This is a genomic window from Stenotrophomonas maltophilia, from assembly GCF_001274595.1.
Lineage (GTDB): Bacteria > Pseudomonadota > Gammaproteobacteria > Xanthomonadales > Xanthomonadaceae > Stenotrophomonas > Stenotrophomonas forensis.
In genome coordinates, this window is sequence record NZ_CP011010.1 from 4,780,782 (window position 1) to 4,804,002 (window position 23,221).

At 67.4% G+C, this 23,221-nt stretch carries 22 protein-coding genes; 10 read left to right on the forward strand and 12 right to left on the reverse strand.

Annotated features, from left to right (window positions below; genetic code table 11):
- The first annotated feature begins 19 nt into the window (after positions 1-19).
- The 4 genes from mlaD to VN11_RS21580 are packed head-to-tail and all read left to right on the forward strand — an operon-like array spanning position 20 to position 2,522.
- Positions 20-544: an outer membrane lipid asymmetry maintenance protein MlaD gene (gene mlaD / locus VN11_RS21565; RefSeq protein WP_014039020.1), complete on the forward strand. Its 525-nt coding sequence runs from the start codon at positions 20-22 to the stop codon at positions 542-544.
- Positions 541-1,203, forward strand: a complete 663-nt coding sequence (locus VN11_RS21570; RefSeq protein WP_040006809.1) for an MlaC/ttg2D family ABC transporter substrate-binding protein — start codon at positions 541-543, stop codon at positions 1,201-1,203. Before mlaD ends, VN11_RS21570 begins: the two co-directional genes overlap by 4 nt.
- Positions 1,193-1,504, forward strand: coding sequence for an STAS domain-containing protein (locus VN11_RS21575; RefSeq protein WP_008266246.1), 312 nt, complete (start codon positions 1,193-1,195; stop codon positions 1,502-1,504). Before VN11_RS21570 ends, VN11_RS21575 begins: the two co-directional genes overlap by 11 nt.
- A gap of 1 nt (position 1,505) precedes the next feature.
- Positions 1,506-2,522 carry an MlaA family lipoprotein gene (locus tag VN11_RS21580; RefSeq protein WP_053451204.1) on the forward strand — a complete coding sequence of 339 codons (1,017 nt, stop codon included), beginning with the start codon at positions 1,506-1,508 and terminating at the stop codon, positions 2,520-2,522.
- Between the two features lie 99 nt (positions 2,523-2,621).
- On the opposite strand, the gene VN11_RS21585 is transcribed toward VN11_RS21580, so the two are convergent.
- The 3 genes from VN11_RS21585 to rmuC form a co-directional block, all read right to left on the reverse strand.
- Entirely contained in the window at positions 2,622-3,167 is a 546-nt protein-coding gene (locus VN11_RS21585; RefSeq protein WP_053451205.1) for a glutathione peroxidase, read from the reverse strand.
- Positions 3,168-3,305: 138 nt separating this feature from the next.
- The gene (locus tag VN11_RS21590) at positions 3,306-3,704 is read right to left on the reverse strand and encodes a hypothetical protein (protein ID WP_053451206.1); all 399 of its coding nucleotides are present in this window, start codon (positions 3,702-3,704) and stop codon (positions 3,306-3,308) included.
- 71 nt (positions 3,705-3,775) lie between these two features.
- Entirely contained in the window at positions 3,776-5,332 is a 1,557-nt protein-coding gene (gene rmuC, locus VN11_RS21595; protein ID WP_053451207.1) for a DNA recombination protein RmuC, read from the reverse strand.
- A gap of 45 nt (positions 5,333-5,377) precedes the next feature.
- On the opposite strand from rmuC, the gene VN11_RS21600 reads away from it, so the two are divergent.
- The gene (locus tag VN11_RS21600; RefSeq protein WP_053451208.1) at positions 5,378-5,983 is read left to right on the forward strand and encodes a glutathione S-transferase family protein; all 606 of its coding nucleotides are present in this window, start codon (positions 5,378-5,380) and stop codon (positions 5,981-5,983) included.
- A gap of 40 nt (positions 5,984-6,023) precedes the next feature.
- On the opposite strand, the gene VN11_RS21605 is transcribed toward VN11_RS21600, so the two are convergent.
- On the reverse strand, positions 6,024-7,031 hold the full coding sequence (locus tag VN11_RS21605; protein WP_053451209.1) for a zinc-binding alcohol dehydrogenase family protein: 1,008 nt from the start codon (positions 7,029-7,031) through the stop codon (positions 6,024-6,026).
- A gap of 91 nt (positions 7,032-7,122) precedes the next feature.
- On the opposite strand from VN11_RS21605, the gene VN11_RS21610 reads away from it, so the two are divergent.
- The 3 genes from VN11_RS21610 (at position 7,123) to VN11_RS21620 (ending at position 10,412) form a co-directional block, all read left to right on the forward strand.
- Positions 7,123-8,094: a LysR family transcriptional regulator gene (locus VN11_RS21610; RefSeq protein WP_080374989.1), complete on the forward strand. Its 972-nt coding sequence runs from the start codon at positions 7,123-7,125 to the stop codon at positions 8,092-8,094.
- 15 nt (positions 8,095-8,109) lie between these two features.
- Entirely contained in the window at positions 8,110-8,739 is a 630-nt protein-coding gene (gene leuE, locus VN11_RS21615) for a leucine efflux protein LeuE (RefSeq protein WP_046983831.1), read from the forward strand.
- Between the two features lie 245 nt (positions 8,740-8,984).
- Positions 8,985-10,412 (forward strand): amino acid permease, encoded by a 1,428-nt coding sequence (locus tag VN11_RS21620; protein ID WP_053451211.1) that lies wholly within the window; start codon positions 8,985-8,987, stop codon positions 10,410-10,412.
- Positions 10,413-10,485: 73 nt separating this feature from the next.
- On the opposite strand, the gene VN11_RS21625 is transcribed toward VN11_RS21620, so the two are convergent.
- The gene (locus VN11_RS21625) at positions 10,486-11,721 is read right to left on the reverse strand and encodes a dipeptidase (RefSeq protein ID WP_053451212.1); all 1,236 of its coding nucleotides are present in this window, start codon (positions 11,719-11,721) and stop codon (positions 10,486-10,488) included.
- Between the two features lie 124 nt (positions 11,722-11,845).
- Entirely contained in the window at positions 11,846-13,015 is a 1,170-nt protein-coding gene (locus VN11_RS21630; RefSeq protein WP_053451213.1) for a class I SAM-dependent rRNA methyltransferase, read from the reverse strand.
- A 290-nt stretch (positions 13,016-13,305) separates the two neighbouring features.
- On the opposite strand from VN11_RS21630, the gene VN11_RS21635 reads away from it, so the two are divergent.
- Both VN11_RS21635 and VN11_RS21640 read left to right on the forward strand, forming a co-directional pair.
- A complete protein-coding gene (locus tag VN11_RS21635) occupies positions 13,306-14,268 on the forward strand; it encodes a TerC family protein (RefSeq protein ID WP_005411722.1) in 963 nt (320 codons plus the stop codon).
- A gap of 106 nt (positions 14,269-14,374) precedes the next feature.
- The gene (locus tag VN11_RS21640) at positions 14,375-15,145 is read left to right on the forward strand and encodes a rhomboid family intramembrane serine protease (protein ID WP_053451214.1); all 771 of its coding nucleotides are present in this window, start codon (positions 14,375-14,377) and stop codon (positions 15,143-15,145) included.
- Positions 15,146-15,235: 90 nt separating this feature from the next.
- Here the strand turns inward: VN11_RS21640 and VN11_RS21645 are convergent, their stop codons facing one another.
- From VN11_RS21645 to rpmH, 6 genes are all read right to left on the reverse strand, one after another.
- Positions 15,236-16,351, reverse strand: coding sequence for a glycerophosphodiester phosphodiesterase (locus VN11_RS21645; RefSeq protein ID WP_053451215.1), 1,116 nt, complete (start codon positions 16,349-16,351; stop codon positions 15,236-15,238).
- Positions 16,352-16,546: 195 nt separating this feature from the next.
- Entirely contained in the window at positions 16,547-17,896 is a 1,350-nt protein-coding gene (gene mnmE / locus VN11_RS21650; protein WP_053451216.1) for a tRNA uridine-5-carboxymethylaminomethyl(34) synthesis GTPase MnmE, read from the reverse strand.
- 3 nt (positions 17,897-17,899) lie between these two features.
- Positions 17,900-20,572 (reverse strand): polysaccharide deacetylase family protein, encoded by a 2,673-nt coding sequence (locus VN11_RS21655; RefSeq protein ID WP_053451217.1) that lies wholly within the window; start codon positions 20,570-20,572, stop codon positions 17,900-17,902.
- Positions 20,573-20,736: 164 nt separating this feature from the next.
- Positions 20,737-22,452 (reverse strand): membrane protein insertase YidC, encoded by a 1,716-nt coding sequence (gene yidC / locus VN11_RS21660; RefSeq protein WP_053451218.1) that lies wholly within the window; start codon positions 22,450-22,452, stop codon positions 20,737-20,739.
- On the reverse strand, positions 22,452-22,946 hold the full coding sequence (rnpA, locus tag VN11_RS21665; protein WP_006479316.1) for a ribonuclease P protein component: 495 nt from the start codon (positions 22,944-22,946) through the stop codon (positions 22,452-22,454). Before rnpA ends, yidC begins: the two co-directional genes overlap by 1 nt.
- A gap of 5 nt (positions 22,947-22,951) precedes the next feature.
- Positions 22,952-23,092: a 50S ribosomal protein L34 gene (gene rpmH / locus VN11_RS21670; RefSeq protein WP_005411729.1), complete on the reverse strand. Its 141-nt coding sequence runs from the start codon at positions 23,090-23,092 to the stop codon at positions 22,952-22,954.
- Positions 23,093-23,221: the final 129 nt, after the last annotated feature.

Here is a 23,221-nt window from a genome sequence, read left to right on the forward strand (position 1 = left end):
ACTCGATCAGGTAATCCACATGGCCATCCGCGGTCCCAGACTCGAATTCTCCGTCGGCGCCTTCCTGCTGCTGGCCCTGGCCTCGCTGATGGTGCTGGCCGTGGCCTCGACCAACCAGCGCTGGAGCTGGGGAAGCCAGGGCTACGAGCTGAAAGCACGCTTCTCCCAGGTCGGCCAGCTGCGCAAGCAGGCCCCGGTGAAGATCGGCGGCGTCACCGTCGGCCAGGTCGCCTCGATCGACCTGGACCCGGTGAAGTTCGAATCGATCGTGACCCTGCGCATGGACAGCAAGGTCAAGGACCTGCCGGCAGACACCTCGGCCGGCATCTTCACCAGTGGTTTGCTCGGCGAGAGCTATATCGGTCTGCAGCCGGGCGGTGATCCGGACGTGCTGAAGGCCGGCGACGAGATCGTCTTCACCCAGCCCGCCGTGGACCTGATCCAGCTGGTCGGCAAGTACATGTTCAGTGGCGGCGCCGGTGGCGGCGCTGGTCAGAAGCCCAACGATGGCGCGCAGGCGCCTGCAACGGAACCGCAACCATGAAGATGAAACTGATCCCGGCCCTGCTCGCTTCGGCGCTGCTGGCAGCTACTCCGTTCCTCGCCCAGGCCCAGGCCGCCGCCCCTGCCGCAGCCGCGACCCAGGGCCAGGCCGGCAAGGTGGTGATCGATGCCAGCACGCGCATCCTCACCACCCTGCAGCAGCGCCGGAGCGAGTTCAGCAGCAACCCCGCCAGCCTGCGCAGCTACATCGACAGCGAATTGAACCGCACCTTCGATCGCGACTACGCCGCGCGCCTGGTGCTGGGCCCGCACGCCCGCGGCGCCTCGGATGCCGACATCAAGCTGTTCGCCGATGCCATGGCCGACAGCCTGATGCAGCGCTACGGTTCGACCCTGCTCAACATCCAGGGCAAGCCGAGCTTCCGCCTGAAGGGCGAGAGCCCGCTGCCGGGCAACCGCGGCGTGCGCGTCAGCACCGAACTGGTGCGTGCCGGCAGCGAGCCGACCCCGGTCGAGTACTGGATGCGCAACGTCAACGGCCAGTGGAAGATCTTCGACGTCAACATCGAAGGCATCTCCTACGTGCAGACCTTCCGCAACCAGTTCGACACCCCGCTACGCCAGAAGGGCATCAAGCAGGTGGCCAGCGAGCTGCACAGCGGCAGCATGCAGGCCGGGCCCGCGGGCAATGGCAAGTAACGCACTGGCACTGCTGGAAGGCGACACCCTGCGCCTGCGCGGGGTGCTGGATCGTGCCGCAGTGATCGCACTGTGGCCGCAGCTGCAGGCGCTGCCCGCCCAGCTGGCACGGCTGGAGCTGGGCGAGGTCGAGCGCGTGGACAGCGCCGGCCTGGCCCTGCTGGCCGAACTGGCGGCACGTGCACGCAAGGCCGGCCACCCGCTGGCGATTTCCGGCGCGCCGGCCGGCTACAACGAACTGAGCGCGGCCTACCGGCTGTCGCCCGACCTGGATTTCAACGCTACTTCTGCTGCGAGCTGACATGAACGTCGTACGCACTCTCCCCCTGATCGTCCTGGCCACCGCCCTGACCGCCTGCGCCGGCAAGCCCGCGCGCAGCGATGCACCGGTGGCCAGCACCGTGGTTCCGGCCAATGCCGCTGCCGAAGCCCCCTCTGCAGTTGCCGATGGCGGAACGGTCGACCCTGCCGTGGCCGCTCCGGCGGCGCAGGCGCCGGTTGCCACGGCCCCATCGCCGGCCACTCCGGCAGCGCCCGTTGATGGCAATGCAGCGAACACCGCAGCAGCCACCGCACCCGGCGGCGACGATGATTTCGACGCCCTCTATGGCGGCGCCGGCAATACCACCAACGCGGCGGCCTACGATCCGTGGGAACCGTTCAACCGCAAGGTGCATACCTTCAACAACGCGGTCGACCGCGGCATCGCCCGTCCGCTGGCGACCGCCTATACCCATGTGGTGCCGCGCTTCGCCCGTACCGGCGTCAGCAACTTCTTCAGCAACCTGCGTGCGCCGGTGACCATCACCAACCAGCTGCTGCAGGGCCGCGGGGCCGATGCATGGGACAGCCTGGGCCGCTTCCTGATGAACAGCACGCTGGGTATCGGCGGCCTGTTCGATCCGGCCAGCAAGGCGATGGTGCCGCGTCGCAATGAAGACTTCGGCCAGACCCTGGGCGTGTGGGGCTGGCGTCGCTCGCGGTACGTGGAACTGCCGTTCTTCGGCCCGCGTACCGTGCGTGATGTGTTCGGCCTGGCCGGTGACATCCCGCTGTCGCCGATCCGCCGCATCGAAGAAGACAAGGTCCGCATCGGCCTGCAGGGCCTGCAGCTGGTCGACACCCGCGCTCAGCTGCTGGCGATCGACGACCTGCGCGACACCGCGGTGGACGAGTACTCGCTGGTCCGCGATGCGTGGATGCAGCGCCGCAACTACCAGATCGAGAACGACCTGCGCAGCAAGCGCGACCGTGGCCACGACGATGCCAATTCGCCGATCCCGGTCGATGCAATGCCGATGCCGCAGTGGACCCACTGAGTCGTTTCATCGGCGCATGAGAAACCCCGCCTCGGCGGGGTTTTTCTTTTCCGGCGACGTTTCTTTCCGGTAGGTGCCAACCTTGGTTGGCACGCTTCCTCAAGCCGCCAGCGCCGCCTCGATGGCCTCGCGCAGGCGCGCATCGTCGGCGGCCACGTCCGGGGCAAAGCGTGCGACGACCTTGCCGTCGCGGCCGACCAGGAATTTCTCGAAGTTCCACAGCACCGCCGGTGCCGGATGAATCGGAATCTCCTTGCTGGCCAGGCGCTCGCGCAACGGGCCTTCACCGATCGACTGCGGCTGTGCGGCGGTCAGCTGCTGGTACAGCGGGTGGGCGTCGTCGCCGGCCACGCTGATCTTGGAGAACATCGGGAAGCTGACATCGTAGGTGAGCTGGCAGAACTGCTGGATTTCCGCCTCGCTGCCCGGCTCCTGGCCGAGGAAGTTGTTGGCCGGGAAGCCCAGCACTTCCAGGCCCTGTGCATGCTTTTCCGCATACAGCGCCTGCAGGCCTTCGTACTGCGGGGTCAGGCCGCACTTGGAGGCGACGTTGACCAGCAGCAGCACCTTGCCCCGGTAGTCGGCAAGCGAGGACGGCTGGCCGTCGATGGTGGTGAGGGAAATGTCCTGGATCGAAGTGCTCACGCGGGGGGCTCCGGCTACAGCGGGGAATGGCCCACCAGCATAGCGCCGTGCGATGCCGGTAGTGCCGGCCGCCGGCCGGCAATGCTGCGATCGTTCCCAGCGGTTCATGCGGTTGCCGGCCAGCGGCCGGCACTACGATCAGTCCACGCAGATCGTGCCCTGCGCCTTGCCGTCCTCGATGCGCTGGCGGCAACCAAAGTTCTGGCTGGCATCACGCTGGCAGGTACCGGTGGTGGCGCTGCCAGCGGCCACCTCCCCCCCGGCCAAGCACTGGCCGGTGCAGTCGCTCTTGCCGCTGCAGGCCTTGCCGGCATCGGCATAGGGAATCACGCACTGCTCGCGCTGCAGGCGGCCCAGCCGCTGCAGGGTGCCGCCGGCGGCCTGGCAGTCGACGTCGCGTGCTTCGCGGTAGGCCTCGGTGGCTTCGGGCGTGGCGGCCGCGCCGGCCTGCCCCGCCGTGGCCACGACCGGTGGCGCGCTGCTGCAGGCGGAAAGCAGCACGGTCAGGACAAGACTGGTATAGAAGCGCAGGCGCATGGCGATACCTGATCGAAACGGACAGGCCGCCAGCATACGCACCGACGATGCAGGCGGCGTGTCAGCGCGGCTCAGGCCTCCTCGCCGTCGCTGCCCTCGTCCTCGGCCTCTCCCGTGGCGTCCCCCTCGGCCAGGTCGCCCAGCAGCGACTGCGCCTGTTCGGCAGCCAGCGATTCCACGCCGCGCAGGCGGCGCTCGATGGTGCGCGTCTTGCGGCTGGCCTCGCCGATGCTGCGGCCGACGGTGGTGATCTGCTTTTCGGCCTTCTCGAGGATGCCGGCGAACTTGCCGAACTCGCTCTTCACCGCGCCCAGCAGGCTCCACACCTCGCTGGAGCGCTGTTCGATGGCCAGCGTGCGGAAACCCATCTGCAGGCTGTTGAGCAGCGCGGTGACCGTGGTCGGCCCGGCCACCACCACGCGATGCTCGCGCTGCAGCAGGTCGACCAGGCCGGGGCGCCGGATCACCTCGGCATACAGGCCTTCGGTGGGCAGGAACATCACCGCGAAGTCGGTGGTGTGCGGCGGCGCGATGTACTTGTCGCAGATCGACTTGGCCTGCACGCGCACCGCGCGTTCCAGCTGGATGCCCTGCAGCCGCACGCCCTCGGCATCGCCCTGCTCCTGCGCATCGAGCAGACGTTCGTAGTCCTCGCGCGGGAACTTGGAGTCGATCGGCAGCCACACCGGCGTGTCGTCGCTGCTGCGGCCCGGCAGGCGCACCGCGATATCGACCATTTCACCGCTGTCCGGACGCACTTTCACCGCACGCGCGTACTGCTCCTGGGTCAGGGTCTGCTCGAGGATGTTCTCCAGCTGCACTTCGCCCCAGCTGCCGCGGTTCTTGACGTTGGTGAGCACGCGCTTGAGGTCGCCCACGCCGGTGGCCAGCTGCTGCATCTCGCCAAGGCCACGCTGCACCTGCTCAAGGCGCTCGGAGACCAGCTTGAAGGAATTGCCCAGCCGCGTTTCCAGCGTCGACTGCAGCTTCTCATCGACGGTGTGGCGCATCTGCTCCAGCTTCTGCGCGTTGTCGTTCTGCAGCGCGCGCAGCTGTTCTTCCAGCGTGGTGCGCATCTCGGCGATGCGCTGCTCGTTGCGCTGGGTCAGTTCCTGCAGGCGCAGGCCCAGGCTCTCGGTCAGGCGCTGCTGCGACTGCGCGCCTTCCTCGCGGCCCTTGCGCGCGTCGTCCACCAGGGTCTGGCGCAGTGCACCGAGCTGGGTATCGGTGCGCGCGGTGAGTTCCTGCAACTGCTGGCCGAAGGCGTGGATGCGTGCCTCCTGCTGCTGGCCAAAGGTTTCCAGCTGGCCGCGCAGTTCCTGCAGCCGCTGTCCCATCAAGGCCGCGCCACGCTGCTGGCTGTCGGCGGCCTCGGCACGCGCCTTGCGGGCATCTTCGCCGAGCGCTTCGCGCAGCAGGTCCAGGCGCTGGTCGGTGCGGGTGGACAGGTCGGTCAGCGCGCGGGCGAAGCCATCGAGCTGCTCGCGCAGTTCGCTGCGCCCGGAGCGGGCCTCCTCGCGTACGGCCTGTTCCAGGCGGTCATGCGGCGGGCGGCGCAGCAGGGCGACCAGCTGCAGGATGAGCACGGCCAATAGAAGGCCGCCAATGAGCAGGAATTCGGTTTGCATGTGGCAAGTGTAGGCTGGCCGAGTCTCAGCCGCTGCGTCAGGACCATGCTCGCTCTGTACGGAAAGCCCACCTCGATCAATGTCCGCAAGGTGCTGTGGCTGTGCGCCGGGCTCGACCTGCCGCTGCACCACGAACCGGCGCCGGCGCCGGACCTGCTGGCCACGCTGAACCCCAACCGGCAGGTACCGGTACTGCGCGACGGCGGCTTCGTGCTGTGGGAGTCCAACAGCATCTGCCGTTACCTGGCCACACGCGCCGGGCGCGACGACCTGCTGCCCGCCACCACTCAGGCGCGGGCCCGCGTCGAGCAGTGGATGGACTGGCAGGCCAGCGACCTCAACAGCGCCTGGCGCCACGTGTTCATGGCCCGGGTGCGGCAACACCCGGACTACCCGGATGATGCCCGCGCCGAGGCCAGCCTGGTGCAGTGGAATCGATTGATGGGCGTGCTTGATGCGCAGCTCGCCGCTACGGACAGCTACGTGGCGGGCAACACCTTCACCCTCGCCGATGTCGTGCTGGGCCTGTCGACCCAGCGCTGGCGCAGCACGCCCGGCAGCACGCCTGCGCTGCCGAACGTGGGGGCCTGGTTCGAACGCCTGCGCCAGCAACCCGGTTTTGCCGAACACGTCGACAACGGCGTGGCCTGAGGCAGGGATCTGACCCCAAGGGCGCGGGAACGACCCGGCCTTACCAGCCTTCCAGCACGATCTTGCCCTTGGCGCGATGGCTCTCCAGCAGCGCATGCGCGCGCCGCAGGTTGGCCGCGTCGATGCGCCCGAAGTGCTCGCCCAACGTGGTCTGCAGCACGCCGGCGTCGATCAGCTCGGCCACCCGGTTCAACAGGTCGTGCTGGCGCTGCATGTCCGCGGTCTTGTACAGCGGGCGGGTGAACATCGATTCCCAGTGCAGCGACAGCGCCTTGCGCTTGAGCGCCATCACATCCACCGGGCCCGGGTCGTCGATCAGGCCGAACTGGCCCTGCGGCGCCAGCAGTTCCACGATCTGTGCGTAGTGCTGGTCGGAATGGGTCAGGCTGGCCACGTGCTGCACCTCGCTGATGCCCAGCCGCGCCAGGCCCTCGGCCAGCGGCAGGCTGTGGTCGATCACATGGTGCGCCCCCATCGCATACACCCAGTCCTGGGTATCCGGGCGCGAGGCGGTGCCGATCACCGTCAGCTTGGTCAGCTTCCGCGCCAGCTGCACCAGGATTGATCCGACGCCACCGGCAGCGCCGATCACCAGCAGGGTCTGGCCTTCGCCGCCGCCCTCGGCGATGCGCAGGCGGTCGAACAGCAGTTCCCAGGCGGTGATCGCGGTCAACGGCAGCGCCGCGGCGGCGGCATCGTCGAGACTGGCCGGCTTGCGGCCGACGCTGCGCTCGTCCACCAGCTGGTACTCCGCATTGCTGCCGGGGCGGTCGATCACGCCGGCGTAGTAGACCGCATCGCCAGGCTGGAACAGGGTCACCTCGCTGCCCACCGCGTCGACGATGCCGACCGCATCCCAACCGAGCACGCGCGGGCCATCGGTGGCCACGCCGCGGCGCACCTTGGTGTCGACCGGATTGACCGCCACCGCGCGCACGGCGACGCGCAGGTCACGCGGGCCGGGCTGCGGCAGCTCCAGTTCGATATCGATCAGGGCCTGGGCATCATCGATCGGCAGGCCGGCTTGGGTGTAGGCAATGGCGCGCATGGCAGCGGTCCAGTGGGGAAGGAGCACACAGGTTGCGCCGCGCGCGGCGCTGCAGAAAGGCGCAGAATCGGGCAGCACTTTCACTCCGGCAATGAAAATGATCCGTTTCGACGACCTGCAGTTGTTCGTCCGCACGGCTGCGCTGGGCAGCTTCTCGCAGGCCGCGCGCGAGGCCGATCTGCTGCCCGGCCAGGTCGCGGCCGCCGTGGCGCGGCTGGAGCGCGAGCTGGACCTGCGCCTGTTCGTGCGCACCACCCGCAGCCTGCGCCTGACCGGCGAGGGTGCGCTGTACCTGCCGTATGCGCAGGAGGTGCTGGCCACCCTGCGCGAGGGCCAGGCGCGCGTGCAGGGCGAGGACACCGAGCTGCACGGCACCCTGCAGCTGTCGGCGCCGTCGGACTTCGGCCGCAACCTGCTGCTGCCCTGGCTGAGCGCCTTCCGCGCCGCGCATCCGCGGCTGCGGCTGCACCTGCGCCTGTCCGACGAAGTCGCTGATGTGTTCCGCGATCCCGTCGACGTAGCGATCCGCATCGGCCACTTCGACGACGCCAGCTACGTCGCGCTGCCCCTGCTGGAAGGCAACCGGCGTGTGCTCGCGGCCTCGCCCGACTACCTGCAGCGGCGCGGCACACCCGGCCGTCTGGAGGACCTGCGTGAGCATGATTGCCTGGTCTACCAGCTCAGTGGCCGCGCCTACGATCGCTGGTCATTCGACGTCGAAGGGCGCCGCAGCGTGATTCCGGTGCGCGGTCCGCTGGTCTGCGACGACGCCGATGTGGTGCGGCGCTGGGCCGTGGCCGGCGAAGGCATCACCTACAAGTCCTGGCTGGACCTGCGCGAGGATGTGCAGGCCGGGCGCCTGCAGCTGCTGCTCGACGGCGTTGGCAGCAGCATTCCGCTGCAGCTGGTGTGCCCGCATCGCAAGCAGTTCTCGCCGGCGGTGCGGCAGCTGCACGCGCAGCTGCGCCAGCACCTGCAACCGCTGCTGTCTGGCATGCCCGGCGGCCCCGCCAGCCCTCTGTCGCCAAGCGCGGCGCTGGCCGACAATGGCGGCCCCCCGTAACAAGAGAACACCGCCATGCCGTGGATGGGCATCCAGGACCTGTGGACGTTTCTGGTCGCCGTGCTGGTGTTCCTCGCCCTGCCCGGCCCCGGTACCTTCACCCTGCTGACCGCCACCGGCCGTGGCGGCGTGCGTGGCGGCTACACCGCATTGGCCGGCCTGCTGGTCGGCGACCAGATCCTGATGTGGCTGGCCCTGGCCGGCGTGGCCGCACTGCTGAAGGCCAATCCGTTGGTGTTCCATGCCGTGCAGTACCTCGGTGCGGCCTACCTGGTGTGGGTCGGCATCAGCCTGCTGCGGACCCCGAAGCACGATGGGGGTGACGCCGGGCCGATCCGCATGCAGCCGGGCCGCTACTTCCAGCAGGCCATTCTGGTCAGCCTGCTCAATCCGAAGGCGATCCTGTTCTACATGGCGTTCCTGCCGCTGTTCATCGACCCGAAGGCGCACCAGGGCATCGCCACCTTCGCGGCACTGGCCGGCATCATCCTGGTGGTCAGCATCGCCTACTGCTCGATGCTGATCGGCGTGGGCAACCTGGCCCGTCGCCGCCTGATCCAGCACCCGCGGATCAGCGACGCACTGCGCCGCGTGGCCGGCCTGTTCCTGGTGGGGTTCGGTATCCGCCTGGGGCTGAATGGTTGAACCGGCCGACCCGTTGACCCCACTGCGCTGGACGCCCGCCCGCTGAATCGGCTCTGCCGACCGGAGGGCCCTCGGACGAATTCGATTTTTGCCCGCAATTGTGCTGATTTCGTCACTTCAGCTGATGGCGAGCCACCATCGCTGACGCATTCAACCCATGCACGACCCCCGTCAGTGGTAATGCTGCGCTGCGTTCGGTCACACTCGGGAACTTGTCGTTCTTAGTCACCCCTTCCGAGGCCTGCATGTCCCTGTTCCGGCGCAAGTCCCTAGATTCCGTCACCGTCCACGAAGCCGGCAGGCGTCTGATCCCCACACTCAGCTGGCCACACCTGATCGCGCTGGGCATCGGCGCCATCGTTGGTACCGGCATCTACACGCTGATCGGCGTCGGCGCCAATCTGGCCGGCCCGGCCGTGCTGATCTCCTTCGCCATCGCCGGCGCGGTCTGCGCCTGCGCGGCGCTGTCCTATGCCGAGCTGTCGACGATGATGCCGGCCGCCGGCAGCGCCTACACCTACAGCTACAGTGCGCTGGGCGAGGTGTTCGCCTGGGTGGTGGGCTGGAGCCTGATCCTGGAGTACTCGCTGGTGGTGAGTACGGTGGCGGTCGGCTGGTCCGGCTACTTCGTCGGTTTCCTGGAATGGGTGCACACCCAGTTCGGCTGGAACGTGCACCTGCCGGCCTGGCTTGCCGCCGGCCCGCACGTGGAAGGCGGCATGATCAACCTGCCGGCGATCGTCATCACCTGGCTGGTGGCCGGCATGCTGATGGCCGGCACCAAGGAGAGCGCCACCCTCAACGCCATCCTGGTGGTGTTCAAGCTGATCGCGCTGGCCATCTTCGTCGCCGTCGCCCTGCCCGCCTTCGACAGCGCCAACCTGCAGCCGTTCATGCCGTATGGCTTTGCCAAGTCGATCGGCCCTGATGGCGTCGAACACGGCGTAATGGCGGCGGCAGCAATCATCTTCTTCGCGTTCTACGGCTTCGATGCGATCTCCACCGCCGCCGAGGAAACCAAGAACCCGGGCCGCGACCTGTCGATCGGCATCATCGGTTCGATGATCGGCTGCACCATCGTCTACGTGCTGGTGGCGCTGGCGGCAGTCGGTGCGATGAGCTACGCGGTGTTCGGCCACAGCGCCGAGCCGCTGGCCCTGATCATGCGCCAGCTGGGCCACCCGACCGCGGCGATGGTGATCGGCGTGATCGCGATCATCGCGCTGCCGACCGTGCTGCTGGCCTTCCTGTATGGCCAGAGCCGCATCTTCTTCGTGATGAGCCGCGATGGCCTGCTGCCGCGCGGGCTGTCCAAGGTCAACGCCCGCACCGGCACGCCGGTGGCGACCACGCTGTTCACCGCGGTGGTGGTGTCGGCGCTGGCCGGTGTGGCGCGCCTGGACGAGATCGCAGCGCTGGCCAACGCCGGCACCCTGGCCGCGTTCACCGCGGTGGGCATCTGCCTGGTGGTGCTGCGCCTGCGCGAACCGAACCGCGAGCGCACCTTCCGCACCCCGCTGGCCTTCGTGGTCGGCCCGCTGGCGGCACTGGGCTGCATCTACCTGTTCATCAGCCTGCCGCACCGCACCCAGCTGTACTTCCTGCTGTGGAACGTGGCCGGCCTGGTGCTGTACTTCCTGTACAGCCGCCGCCACGCGCTGATCGCGAAATAAGGGCCGCATTGTAGAGTCGAGCCATGCTCGACTCGCGCGGTTCCTACCGGAAGCAGTCGAGCATGGCTCGACTCTACTTGCCCGCGGCGTAATCCTGCGCCTGGCGCATCACCCGCAGCAGGTTGCCGCCCCAGATGCCGGCAATCTGCTGCTCGGTGTAGCCCTTGCGCAGCAGCCACGCGGTGATCTTCGGCAGCTGGCTGACATCGGGCAGGTCGCTCAGGCCGCCGCCGCCATCCCAGTCCAGGCCGATCCCCACATGCTCGGGGCCAACCACCTTGAGAATGTGCTCGAAGTGGGCGAAGAAGTCGTCCAGGCTGGCATGGCGCACCGGGTGCTCGTGATCCAGCGCCTGCTCGGCCTTCAGCAGGGCAACACCCTGCTCGATCCCCATCCCTTCCCAGCCGCCCAGCTGCTTGCTCAGCGCTTCTTCGGCCTGCTTGCGCTCCGGTGTCTTGCCGGTGTCGATCAGGTAGCCACCGTAGGCATTCACCTGGATCACGCCGCCCGCCTTGGCCAGCTTGCGCAGGCGTGCATCGTCCAGATTGCGCGGGTGGTCGTAGACCGCCTTGGCCGAGCTGTGCGAGAGCACGAACGGCACCGGCATCATCGCCAGCAGGTCGTCGAACACCGCGTCGGAGGCATGCGACTGGTCGATCACGATGCCCAGCTTCACCGCCTGCCGCACCAGCTCCTTGCCGGCCGGGCTCAGGCCTTTCCACTCCGCCCCCTTGGGATCGGTGGCCGAATCGGCGAACTCGTTGTTGGCAAAGTGCACGGTGCTGAGCAGGCGCAGGCCGGCGCGGTGGTAGAACGAAAGCAGGCTCGGGTCTTCCACCAGCGGGCTGGCGTTTTCCATGCTGATGTAGACCACGCGCTTGCCGGCGGCCTTGATCCGTGCCGCATCATCGGCGGTCAGCGCCAGCGCGAAGCGCTCGGGATTGGCCGCCAGCATCTCGCGGATTTCCAGCAACCGCTGCAGGCCATGGTCACGCTCGGCCAGGTGTGCGGCGGCGCTGCGGTCGCCCTGGTCGGTGTAGATCGCCCAGAAGCCGCCGTCCAACGCGCCTTCGACCATGCGCGGGTAGTCCACCTGCGAAAGCGCATTGCGGTCGTGGCGCTGCTCGATGTCGAAGCCGCTGCGACCAAAGTTGGCCGGCGTATCCAGATGGCTGTCGAGAGTGACCAGGCGCTGTTGCAGCGCCTTGGCACGGGCCAGCTCCTGCGCGCTGAACTCAACGGCGTGGGCGGACAGCGGCGCGCACAGCGCCAGGGCAAGCACGACGGACAGGTGGCGCAACGAAGGCATGGGCTCTCACCGGCATTGGGAAGAGCCCGACCATAGCGCTGCGGCCCGCTGATTTGTAGAGTCGAGCCATGCTCGACTGATCAGGCACCGCGAGTCGAGCATGGCTCGACTCTACAGGCAGGCATCAATCCACCACGCGGCAGAACACCGCCTTCAGGTAGCGCGATTCCTGCACATGGGCCATGAACGGATGGTCCGGACCGGCGCCGGCGACCTTCAGGATCTGGATCGTGCGGCCGGAGAAATAGGCGGCGCGGCGCAGCATGTCGAGGAACTGGTCCTCGGCCACCAGGCCGGTGCAAGAGAACGTGGCGAACAGGCCACCGGGCTTGACCACGCCCAGCGCCAGCTTGTTCATGTCCAGGTACTTCTTCAGCGCGGTGATCACCTGGTCGCGGTCGCGGGTCATCTTCGCCGGGTCCAGGATCACCACGTCGTACTGCTCGCCGCGGTTGGCGGCATCACGCAGCCACGGGAAGATGTCGGACTGGATGAACTTCGGACGCACGTTGTTCAGGCGCGAATTGCCCTTGGCGATCTGGATCACGTCTTCATCGATGTCGATGCCGACCACCTCAGAAGCGCCGCGCGCGGCCGCGTACACCGCGAAACCGCCGGTGTTACAGCACAGGTCGAGTACGCTCTTGCCTTCCACCTGCTGGCTCAGCCACTCGCGGTTCTCGCGCTGGTCGGCGAAGAAACCGGTCTTGTGCGCACCGGCCGGGTCGGCGCGGAACTTGATGCCGTACTCGGTGATCACCGACGCTTCGGTGGTGGTATTGCCGTGGAAGTCGAAGCTTTCCTGCTTCTGCACGTGCTCGTCGGCGAAGCTGTGGAAGCGGCAGCCGGGGAACTGCTCGCGCAGCGCGTCGTAGATCCACTCGCGGTGGCGGAACATGCCGGCGGCGAAGAATTCGACCACCACCAGGTCGCCGTAGCGGTCGACCACCAGGCCGGACAGGCCGTCGCCTTCGCTGTGCACCACGCGCCAGGCGTCGGACACCGCATCGAGCTTCAGCACCTCACGGCGCAGCGACACCGCCTGGGCGATCTTGCGCGAGAACCAGCCGGCATCGACCGGCACGTTCGGGTCGGTTTCGAGGATGCGCACGGCAATGCGCGAATGCCCGTTGTAGAACCCCCGGCCAATGAACTCGCCATCGATGCCGACCACGTCGACGATGGAACCGGGCTTGGGCCGGACGGTCGGCTTCTCGACCAGTTTCTGGAAGATCCACGGGTGGCTGGAACGCCACGCGTTCTTGAGGCGGACAATCGGAAGGGGGGTATTCATCCGCCCATTGTAGCCGGGGGGCGGCGGGGGCCGGAAATCCAGCACGGGCGCGGCAATTGACGGCGGCCCGGGCAGACGGCAGAATCGGCGCCAGAAGGGGAGTAGCTCCCAGACGTTGTCGCCGTCAATTCGAGCCCGCAGGCTCCGGTGCAACGGCAGTTCCAGCCATTGGAACTGCGAGCGAGACCTTCGCCGTACTGGCGAAGCTCTGTCCCTGGATCCCCTCCCGATCCTCCGTTGCAGATCCTCGCCGTCCGGCCTGGCATTCATCTTTCCAACGGACATTCCCAATGCAGACGATCGGTAACGTGTGGTTGTGGGGCGGCTTCGCAGCGGTGGTGGTCATCGCCCTGCTGGTCGACCTCGTGTTGATGCGCCATGGTGGACCGCACAAGGTCACCTTCAAGGAGGCCCTGTGGTGGTCGATCGGCTGGGTCGCGCTGGCCCTGCTGTTCAACGCCGGCCTCTGGTACTACCTGAATGAGACCGCCGGCCAGGTCGTGGCCAACAAGGTCGGCCTCGAATTCCTGACCGGTTACCTGGTCGAGAAGGCGCTGGCGGTCGACAACATCTTTGTCTTCCTGATGATCATGAGCTACTTCGCGGTGCCGGAGGAGCAGCGCCAGAAGGTGCTGATCATCGGCATCCTGGGTGCGATCGTGCTGCGTACGATCATGATCTTCGCTGGTAGCGTGCTGATCAGCCAGTTCCATTGGCTGCTCTACGTGTTCGGTGCCTTCCTGCTGTTCACCGGCTGGAAGATGTGGTTCGCCGCCGGCCAGGAGCCCGATCTGGAGACCAATCCGGCCCTGCGCTGGATGCGCAAGCACCTGCGCCTGCTGCCGGACTACGCCGGCAACGCGCTGAGCGTGAAGCGCGATGGCGTGCGCTGGTTCACCCCGCTGTTCGCGGTACTGATCCTGATCGCGGTCACCGACGTGATCTTCGCCGTGGACAGCATCCCGGCGATCTTCGCGATCACCACCGACCCGTTCATCGTGCTCACCTCCAACGTGTTCGCGGTGCTGGGCCTGCGCGCGATGTTCTTCCTGCTGGCCGGCATGGCCGACCGCTTCCACCTGCTGCCGTATGGCCTGGCGCTGGTGCTGGGCTTCATCGGCATCAAGATGATGATCATCGACCTGTTCAAGATCCCGACCCCGGTGTCGCTGGGCGTGGTCGCGGTGATCATCGCCGCCACCGTGGTGCTGAGCCTGAAGTACCCGCCGAAGGAAGGATCGGGCCACGCCTGAACCTGAATCGCTGAACGGCACGGCCGGCGGGATTGTCCCGCCGGCCGCCTCCACTCTCCCGCCGCGGCGGCCTTGGTTTCGCGGCAACCACCGCCATTGCTGAGGTATGGACAACAACGCGCCCCTGCCCGCCGGCGACGTACCGGCCCCCCGCAATGACCGCTCGCGCATCCTGCGGGCGTTCAATGTCAGCCTGGCCGCCGTGCTGGTGCTGGTGGCCGTGTTCGCCCTGCAGGGCACGTTCGACTGGCGCCCCTGGGCGGTAGCGCCGCTGGAAGCCAAGGGCCTGCTCGGCCTGGTCGGTGGCCCGATGCTGCATGCCTCGGTCGAGCACATCGCCGCCAACAGCATCGCCATCCTGATCCTCGGCACCCTGGCCGGCAGCGTCTATCCAAAAGCCACCGTGCGCGCCCTGCCCCTGCTGTGGCTGGGTTCGGGACTGGGTGCCTGGATGCTGGGCAATCCGGGCAGCGTGCACCTGGGCGCCAGTGGCGTGACCCACGGCCTGATGTTCCTGCTCGCCAGCCTCGGCCTGCTGCGTCGCGACCGCGCGGCGATCGCCACCGGCCTGATCGGCATGCTGTTCTACGGCGGCATGCTGATGACCGTCCTGCCGCACGCCGACGGCGTGTCGTGGCAGTCGCACATGGGCGGCGCCTTCGCCGGCATCATTGCCGCGCTGCTGTTCCGCAACGCCGACCCCCTGCCGCCGCGCCAGCGCTACAGCTGGGAAGACGAAGAGGATGAGGCAGAAGCGCTGGCCGACGACGAGCTGGAGCCGTCGTCACCGCAGCGCGTGCCGGTGCTGTGGCAGCCGCGCGAGGGCCAGGACTACGTGGTGATTCCGTTCCGGCGGCCGGACGATCCGCGCGGCTGAGGTGTGGTAGATGCCGACCTTGGTCGGCGCTGTTCCCATGGGGCCAACCAAGGTTGGCCACTACCGCACGACATTCGGCGATCGGACGGATCAGTTGGCCGCGTTCCCCGCCCTGCCCATCCCATCCACCGCCTGCCGGCCCAGTGCCGGGTCGTCGGTGAAGAAGGCATCGATGCCGGTGGCCAGGTACGCGCGCATCTCGGCGATCGAACCCTCGGCGTTGCGTGCATTGTCGGCACCCTTGCGCAGGTTGCTGGCCTGGAAGTGGTTCTCCGGGCGGAAGGTGTACGGGATCACCATCAGGCCCACCGCATGCGCATCGCGCACCAGCGAGGTGGGTGTGCCCAGCGCGCCCTTGTCATCCAGCGGAATGATCGAGCGCAGCTCCGGGCCGATGCTGTCGGCGTAGACGGCGATGTCCTTCAGGCCGGCCGGGGTCATCATCTGTGCGTAGGTCAGCCTGCCACCGGCCTTGGCGACGTCGGCCGGCTGGGTATCGCCCTTCCACAGCAGCTGCAGCAGGCGGATGTTGCTGTCGCGCGGGATCTTGCCGCGCAGGTAGCGCAGGTTGGCAGTCTCGAACGACTGGATGGTGACCGGGCCGACGTTGGTATAGGCATTGCCGCGCAGCGCCGCCAGCAGTTTGTCTTCCATCGGCAGGCCGATCGACTGGAAATAGGTCGGGTGCTTGATCTCCGGCACCAGGCCGATGCCACGGTTGGCACGCCCTGCCTGCTGCACCAGGAAGGCGAGGATCTCGTCAAGGCTGGCGATGCGGAACTGGCCGTCGTAGGCGGTGCTGCGCAGTTCCGGCAGGCGCTCACGCGCGTACAGCGTCTTCAGCTCGGCCAGGGTGAAGTCTTCGGTGAACCAGCCCTCGACCTTCTGCCCGTCGATGACCTTGCTGGTGCGGCGGCTGGCGAACTCCGGATGCGAGGCAACGTCGGTAGTGCCGCTGATCTCGTTCTCGTGGCGGGCGACCATCACCCCGTCCCTGGTCATCACCAGGTCCGGTTCGATGTAGTCGGCGCCATCGGCAATCGCCTGCGCATAGGCAGCCAGGGTGTGCTCGGGCAGCAGCGCGCTTGCACCGCGGTGGCCATAGACCGACACCTTGTGTGCGGCCGGGGTGGAGGATTCAGCACTCATGGCCACCGATGGTGCCACGGCCAGCGACAACAGCAACGCACAACCCCACGACTTCACTGCGACTTCCCCAAGCGGTATGTGATGGGCGTCAGTATGCGGCGGCAATGTGACAGGCGGGGGACCCCACGCGTCCGGTAGTCGCCGACCTTGGTCGGCGCTCTGCCGGCCGGCGTCCATGACCCCGGATGCCCTGTGCCAACCAAGGTTGGCACCCACCAGAGCGTGAGCCCGTTCGGGGATCTGCCCCGGGCCTTACTTGCCGATGCAGAAGCTGGAGAAGATCCGCCCCAGCAGGTCATCGGCACTCATCTGCCCGGTGATCTGGCCCAGTGCATCGTGGGCCAGCCGCAGTTCCTCGGCGGCCAGTTCCAGGTGTTCGTGGGCCAGCTCACCGTCGGCGCGCTGCGCATGTTCCTGCGCGCGCTCGATCGCATCGACGTGGCGGGTGCGTGCGGAGAATTCGCCGTCCACCTGTTCGCCTGCCCCGGCCGACGCAATCGAACGCAGGCGCACATGCAGGTCATCGAGCCCGGCACCGGTCGCGGCCGAAACGAACACGCGATCCGGATCGTCCAGCGTCGGCAGCACATCCAGCAGGTCCGACTTGTTGTGGATGTAGACCTTGTGCGGCACCGCCATCACTGCATCACCGAGGGCCGCTTCACCGGCCGCCGGATCGCGTGCATCCAGCACGATCAGCGCCAGGTCGGTGCGCTCGATTTCCACATGCGCTCGACGCATGCCTTCGCGCTCGATGGCGTCGCCACCGTCGCGCAGGCCGGCGGTATCGACCAGGGTCAGCTCCAGGCCATCCAGGCGGATGGTCTCGCGCAGGGTGTCGCGGGTGGTACCGGCGATGTCGGTGACGATCGCTCGCTCGCTGCCAGCCAGCGCATTGAGCAATGAACTCTTGCCGGCATTCGGTGGCCCGATCAGCACCGCGTGCAGGCCATCGCGCAGGCGACGGCCGCGCTCGGCGTCGCGGCGCAACAGGGCCAGATCGCTGCGCGCCTGTTCCAGCCCGCGCCGCACCTGCGCGCCACCGAGCGTATCCAGCGGTTCGTCGGCGAAGTCGATGGCCGCTTCCACGTGGATGCGCAGCAGCACCAGCTGTTCGACCACGGCCTCGATGCGGCGCGAGAACACTCCGTCCAGTGAACGTCGTGCAGCGCGCGCGGCACGGTTGTCACCGGCGGCGATCAGGTCGGCGATGGCCTCAGCCTGGGCCAGGTCGAGCTTGCCGTTGAGGAACGCCCGTTCGCTGAACTCACCCGGCCGCGCCTGGCGCGCACCCAGCGCGATGCAGCGCGCGACCAGCAGCTGCAACAGCACCGGGCTGCCGTGTCCCTGCAGTTCCACCACTTCTTCGCCGGTAAAGCTGTTCGGCGCCGGGAACCACAGCACGATGCCATCGTCGATCACCTCACCGTCGGCGTCGCGCAGGCGCGCGTAATGCGCATGGCGCGGGCGCAGTGCAGGCGCACCCAGTGCGTTGGCGATGGCCGCCGCGCGCGGGCCGGACAGGCGCAGCAGGCCGACGCCCCCGGCACCGGGCGCGCTGGCGATGGCTACGATGGTGTCCGTGTGGATCGTGGTGTCCATGGCTCAGAGCTTCTCCAGCTGCGCGCGCGCCTGCGCGGCGCCGCTGCCCTGCGGCTGCAGCGCCAGGTAGGTGGTATAGGCCTGCCTGGCCTTGGCTTTGTCGCCTGCGTTGAAGTAGGCATCGCCCAGGTTGAGATGGGCCACCGCGCGCGACGGGTCGATCTTCAGCGTGTTCTCCAGCCAGCGCGCCGCTTCCGCATAGCGCTGCTGACGGTAGTAGACGAAGCCGAGGTTGTTCGCCGCCTGCGCGAAGTCCGGGCGCAGCTTCAGTGCTTCGGTGAACTCGGCAGCGGCTTGGTCGTACTGCTTCTCGCGATACAGCTGCAGGCCACGGTCATTGGCCTGCTGCGCGCGCTGGCGGTCCGAGGCCGGGCCGGCACTGGGCACCACCAGCCTGGCCTTGCCGCCCTGCAGGTCGGCCACGGTCACCGGCGCCTGGCTGCCCTTGGCTTCGCTGGCCGCATCGACCTTGTTGTTCAACGCGATCGCATCGGCGGTCAGCTGGCGCGTACCGGCGTTGAGGAACTCCTGGCTGTCGGGCACCTGGAACACGAACTCGCCGCCCTGCGAACCGGGCAGGCTGCCGAAGGCCGGGGTCTGGTGCGAAACCGCCGAAACCGCCGGCGCCACGTACGCGGCCAGCTCGGTACCGGTGATCAGGCCGTCGCCGTTGAGGTCACCCTTGCCGGCCAGCGCCTGCAGCAGCACCCAGGTGAACACCGAATGGCCGTTCGGGCCGGCATCGGCCACCTGCTGGTCGGCACCGCCGGCGGTCAGCATCTGCCGCGCGCTGCGGCGTGCGTTCTCACGCAGGAACGACGACGACGACGGGCCACCCCGGGTCAGGCCCAGGCCGCTGTAGCAGGCATCCATCACGAACATCACGTGCTTGGCCTGCATGCTCTCGGCGATGTTCTGGATGTCGGTCATCGCGATCGCGTCGGTGGCGAACTCTTTCGGGTCCGAATCCACCGGGATGATGTAGCCAAGGTCGCGCCCGGAGGCGAGCTGGCGGGTCGCACCATGGCCGGCGAAGAACACGAACACGCGGTCGTTCTTTCCGGTGCGGTCGTCGGCCAGGCGGTCGTGGAAGGCGGCCAGGATGTTGTTGCGGGTGGCCTGCTCATTCTTCAGCACGATCACCTGCGAAGAGGGGAAGCCGAACTGCCCTGTCAGCGTGTCGGCCACCGCCTGCGCATCGTGGCTGGCGTACTCCAGCTTCGGCCACTTGGCGTAACTGTCGATGCCGACCACGATCGCCCACGACTTCTCGTAGCCGGTGGTGACGGTGGCGTCGCTGGCCGCGCCCTTGCGCGCGCGGGCGACGGTGAAGTCGCGGCCGTTCCAGCCGGCAAACTGGTAGCCGTCGGCGATCAGGCGGTCGAGGATCTGCGGCAGCGCCTTCACCGCACGGTCGTGGATGTCGTGGAACAGGATGATGCCGCGCTGTTCCTTGTCCACCTGGTCGAGCACGCGCTGCACGATCGACTCCGGCACAGGATCGGCCCAGTCCATCGAGTCGATGTTCCACATGATCGACTTCAGCCCTGCCTCGTTGAGCAGCTGCAGGCCTTCGGCGTTGCGTGCACCGTAGGGGAAGCGGAACAGGGGCGCGCGCTTGCTGTCGACGTCCTTCAGCAGCGTATCGGTGTCCAGTACCTGCTGGCGCAGCGCGTCGCCGGTGGTGCGCGACAGCTGGGCGTGGGTCAGGCTGTGGTTGCCGACCGCATAGCCCTCTTCCATCAGGCTGCGGCTGATCTTCGCCATCGGCCCGAGGCTGACCTTGCCGTCCGCCTCGACCTTGCCCAGGTTGCGACCCACCTCGAAGAACACGCCCGGTACGTCGTAGCGCTTGAGGATGGCCACCACTTCATCGGTGTAGGCCTTGTGCGGGCCATCGTCGAAGGTCAGCACCACGGTCTTCGGCGGCAGGTCGCGGCCGAAGATCTCGCGGTCGCTGTCCTTCATCGACATCGGGTACGGCTCGATCACCCCGTAGTCGCGCAGGATCGCTTCGCGGCTGTAGTCCTTGTGCAGGTGGGCGATGTAGTCATCCCACTTCTCGCGCTTCAGTTCGATGGCACGGGTGCGCTCGAAGCGGCTGAAGATCCGGGTCAGTTCCTGGTTGTAGTTGCGCTCGATTTCATCGAGTGCTTCCAGGTCTTCGCCGATGCGCTGGTGCAGTTTCACCGCCGGCAGCGACGAATCGGTACCGACCCGTTCGTGCAGATCACGCAGCACTTCGCGGAACGCCAGGCGGTCGGCATCGAACAGTTCCGGTGCCGATTCGATGTAGTCCAGCACGGTGCCGAGGGTGGCGAAGCGCTGCGGGCTGGAACCGCGCAACAGCGTGTCGAACTGCGCGGCGATGGCCGTGCGCTGTTCCAGCCCATCGTGGAACAGCTGCTGCCCCACACGCGTGGAGGTACCGCGGTCTGCGGCCGACTGCTGTTCCTCGTCGGCCAGCAGCACGATGATCCGGCGGTAGCCGTCGAGCTGCTTCTGCAGCGCGGCCAGCAGCGGTGCGGCGGCCGGATCAGCGGCGGCCGCGGCCTGCGCGCTGGGCTGGGTGACGGTGGCCGCCGGTGCCTTCGCATCCTTGTCGCCACACCCGGCCACGGCCAGGGTCAACAACAGCGAGGGCAGGAACAGGCGGAACGACGACGCACGCGGCATGGTGGACTCGAAAGTGGGAGGAACGGTGTGCCGGGAATTCTAACGCCGCATGCGAAAAGCCCGCCTTGCGGCGGGCTTTTCATCGACCGGGGGGTAGAGTCGACCTTGGTCGACTGCTCCATCCCCAACGCCAGTCGACTAACAGTCGACTCTACAGGTCGGCGTTACTTCTTCTTGACCGGGGCCGGGGCAGTGGTGGCCGGGACCGGATCGCCGCCATGGCGCTTGGTCATCCACCACTGCTGCAGCAGGCCCAGGCCGCCGTTGACCACCCAGTACAGCACCAGGCCGGACGGCATGAAGGCCATCATGACGCCGAACACCAGCGGCATGAACTGCATCATCTTCTGCTGCATCGGGTCCATGCCCGGTGCCGGGGTCAGCTTCTGGGTGAACCACATCACCGCCACGTTGATGACCGGCAGGATGAAGTACGGGTCGCGTGCGGTCAGGTCCTGGATCCAGCCCAGCCACGGCGCCTGGCGCAGCTCGACCGACTCGACCAGCACCCAGTACAGGGCGAAGAAGATCGGCATCTGGATGAGGATCGGCAGGCAGCCGCCCATCGGATTGATCTTTTCCTTCTTGTACAGCTCCATCATCGCGGTCTGGAACTTCTGGCGGTCGTCGCCATAGCGTTCCTTCAGCTGCGCGATGCGCGGCTGGAAGCGACGCATCTTGGCGCCGCTCTTGTACTGCACGGCCGACAACGGATACAGCACCAGCTTCAGCAGCACCACCAGGCCGACAATCGCCCAGCCCCAGTTGCCGACCAGCTTGTGCACCTGGTTCAGCACCCAGAACAGGCCCTGGCCGATCACCGCCATCATCGAGAAGCGGCTGTAGTCGACCACGCGGTCCAGGCCCGGCACGTCTTCCTTGGCGATCAGGTTGACCAGCTTCGGGCCGACCCACAGGCGGGCCTCGGTGCTGGTGGACTGGCCCGGGGCCACGGTGAAGGCCGGGCCGCGCGCTTCGATCAGGTCACGACCGGCCACCTGCGACAGCACGTAGTGCGCGGTCTGGTCCTTCTGCGGGATCCAGGCGGTGAAGAAATGGTGCTGCAGCATCGCCAGCCAGCCGCCGGTGATGTTCTGGTTCAGCGTGCCGTCTTCCAGGTAGTCCTTGAACGCACGACGCTGGTACTTCTTGTCGTTGTCGTACCAGGTGGCGCCGTTGAAGCTGAAGGAGTCCGGGTTGGTCATGCTCCGCGACAGGATCGTCGGGGTGCGGTCCAGGGTGCGGTAGACGTAACCGTTCCACGGCGCGGTGCCGGTGTTGCTGACTTCGTCCTTGAAGCGCACGGCGTACTCGTTGCGCGAGACGGTCAGGGTGCGCTTGATGGTCACGCCGTTGTCGGCGGTCCACACGAACGGGATCTGCAGCTCGTTCTGGCCCTTGGCCAACACGAAGTCGTTGGTGTCACCGACCAGCTTGAAGCCGTCAGCGCCCGGGACCGGAGTGTTCTTGTCCTCGCTGGCCCAGCCGCTGATCGCGCTGTACGGATGCGCGGGATCTTCGGTCAGCAGGCGCACCGGCGGGCTGCCTTCGTCCTTGGTCTGCGGGAACTGCAGCAGCTCGGCATCGAGCACGCGGCCGCCATCGAGCACCAGGCGCAGCACGTCGGTGGTGACGGTCACGCGCTGGCTGGCCGGGGTGGCACTGGCCTGGGCCTGCACGGCGGCCTGGCCGGGGGCACCCGGGACCTGGGCACTGGGGATGGCGCCCGGGGTTGCACCCGGAACGCTCTGTGCGGCGGCCGGGGCCGACGTGGTCGTCGGGGCCGGGGTCGGAGCAGCCTTTTCACGGCTCCACTCCATCCACAGCAGCACGGCCACCATCAGCCAGGCAAAAATGAGGAATACGCGGGTCTGGTTCATCAGCGGACAGGCTCGGCGGGGCCGGGACGCGATGCCGGCTCGGTCAAAGAAGGAGTTGCGATGCCATCAGGCGGCGGCATTGTGCCGTCCACGCCCGGCGTGGGCAATGCACGCAGGCGACGCAGCAGGCGCAGGAAGGCCTGGCGGATCTCGTCGTTGCTGGCGGAACGCGCAGCACTACGAGCCACGACGACGAAGTCGCCTGGCTGGATTTCGGTACGTGTCTGACGCAGGATGTCGCGCAGGACGCGCTTGATCCGGTTACGCCCGACGGCGTTCGGATCAACCTTGCGGGAAACCGCCAGACCCAGCCTGGCCGGCCGGTCAGCCGGCAGCCAGTGCAGGGTCATCAGCGGATCGGACACACGGCGGGCGCCGTTGAAGACCGTTGAGTATTCGGCACGCGTGCGAACCCGCGCAGAGCGAGGGAATCGCTTGCGCGGGTCTGCAGTATTCACTGTCGAAGGGATTGCGTCTGCCGCGAGGTGCGGCATGGCAATCAGGCGCTCAGGACTTTGCGGCCCTTGGCGCGGCGACGCGACAGGATCTTGCGGCCGTCAGCGGTCTTCATACGGGCACGGAAGCCGTGGTCGCGCTTACGCTTGAGGTTGCTGGGCTGGTAGGTGCGCTTCGTGGCCATTGGGGGCCTCTCGTATGAATGGGACGGAAAGAACCGGAAATTCTAGAGAGGTACCCCGGCCCAAGTCAAGCCCTGGCAGCTACGCCAATTCACTGCCCTGTGCAATAGCTGTGGATGTTTTTGTGAATA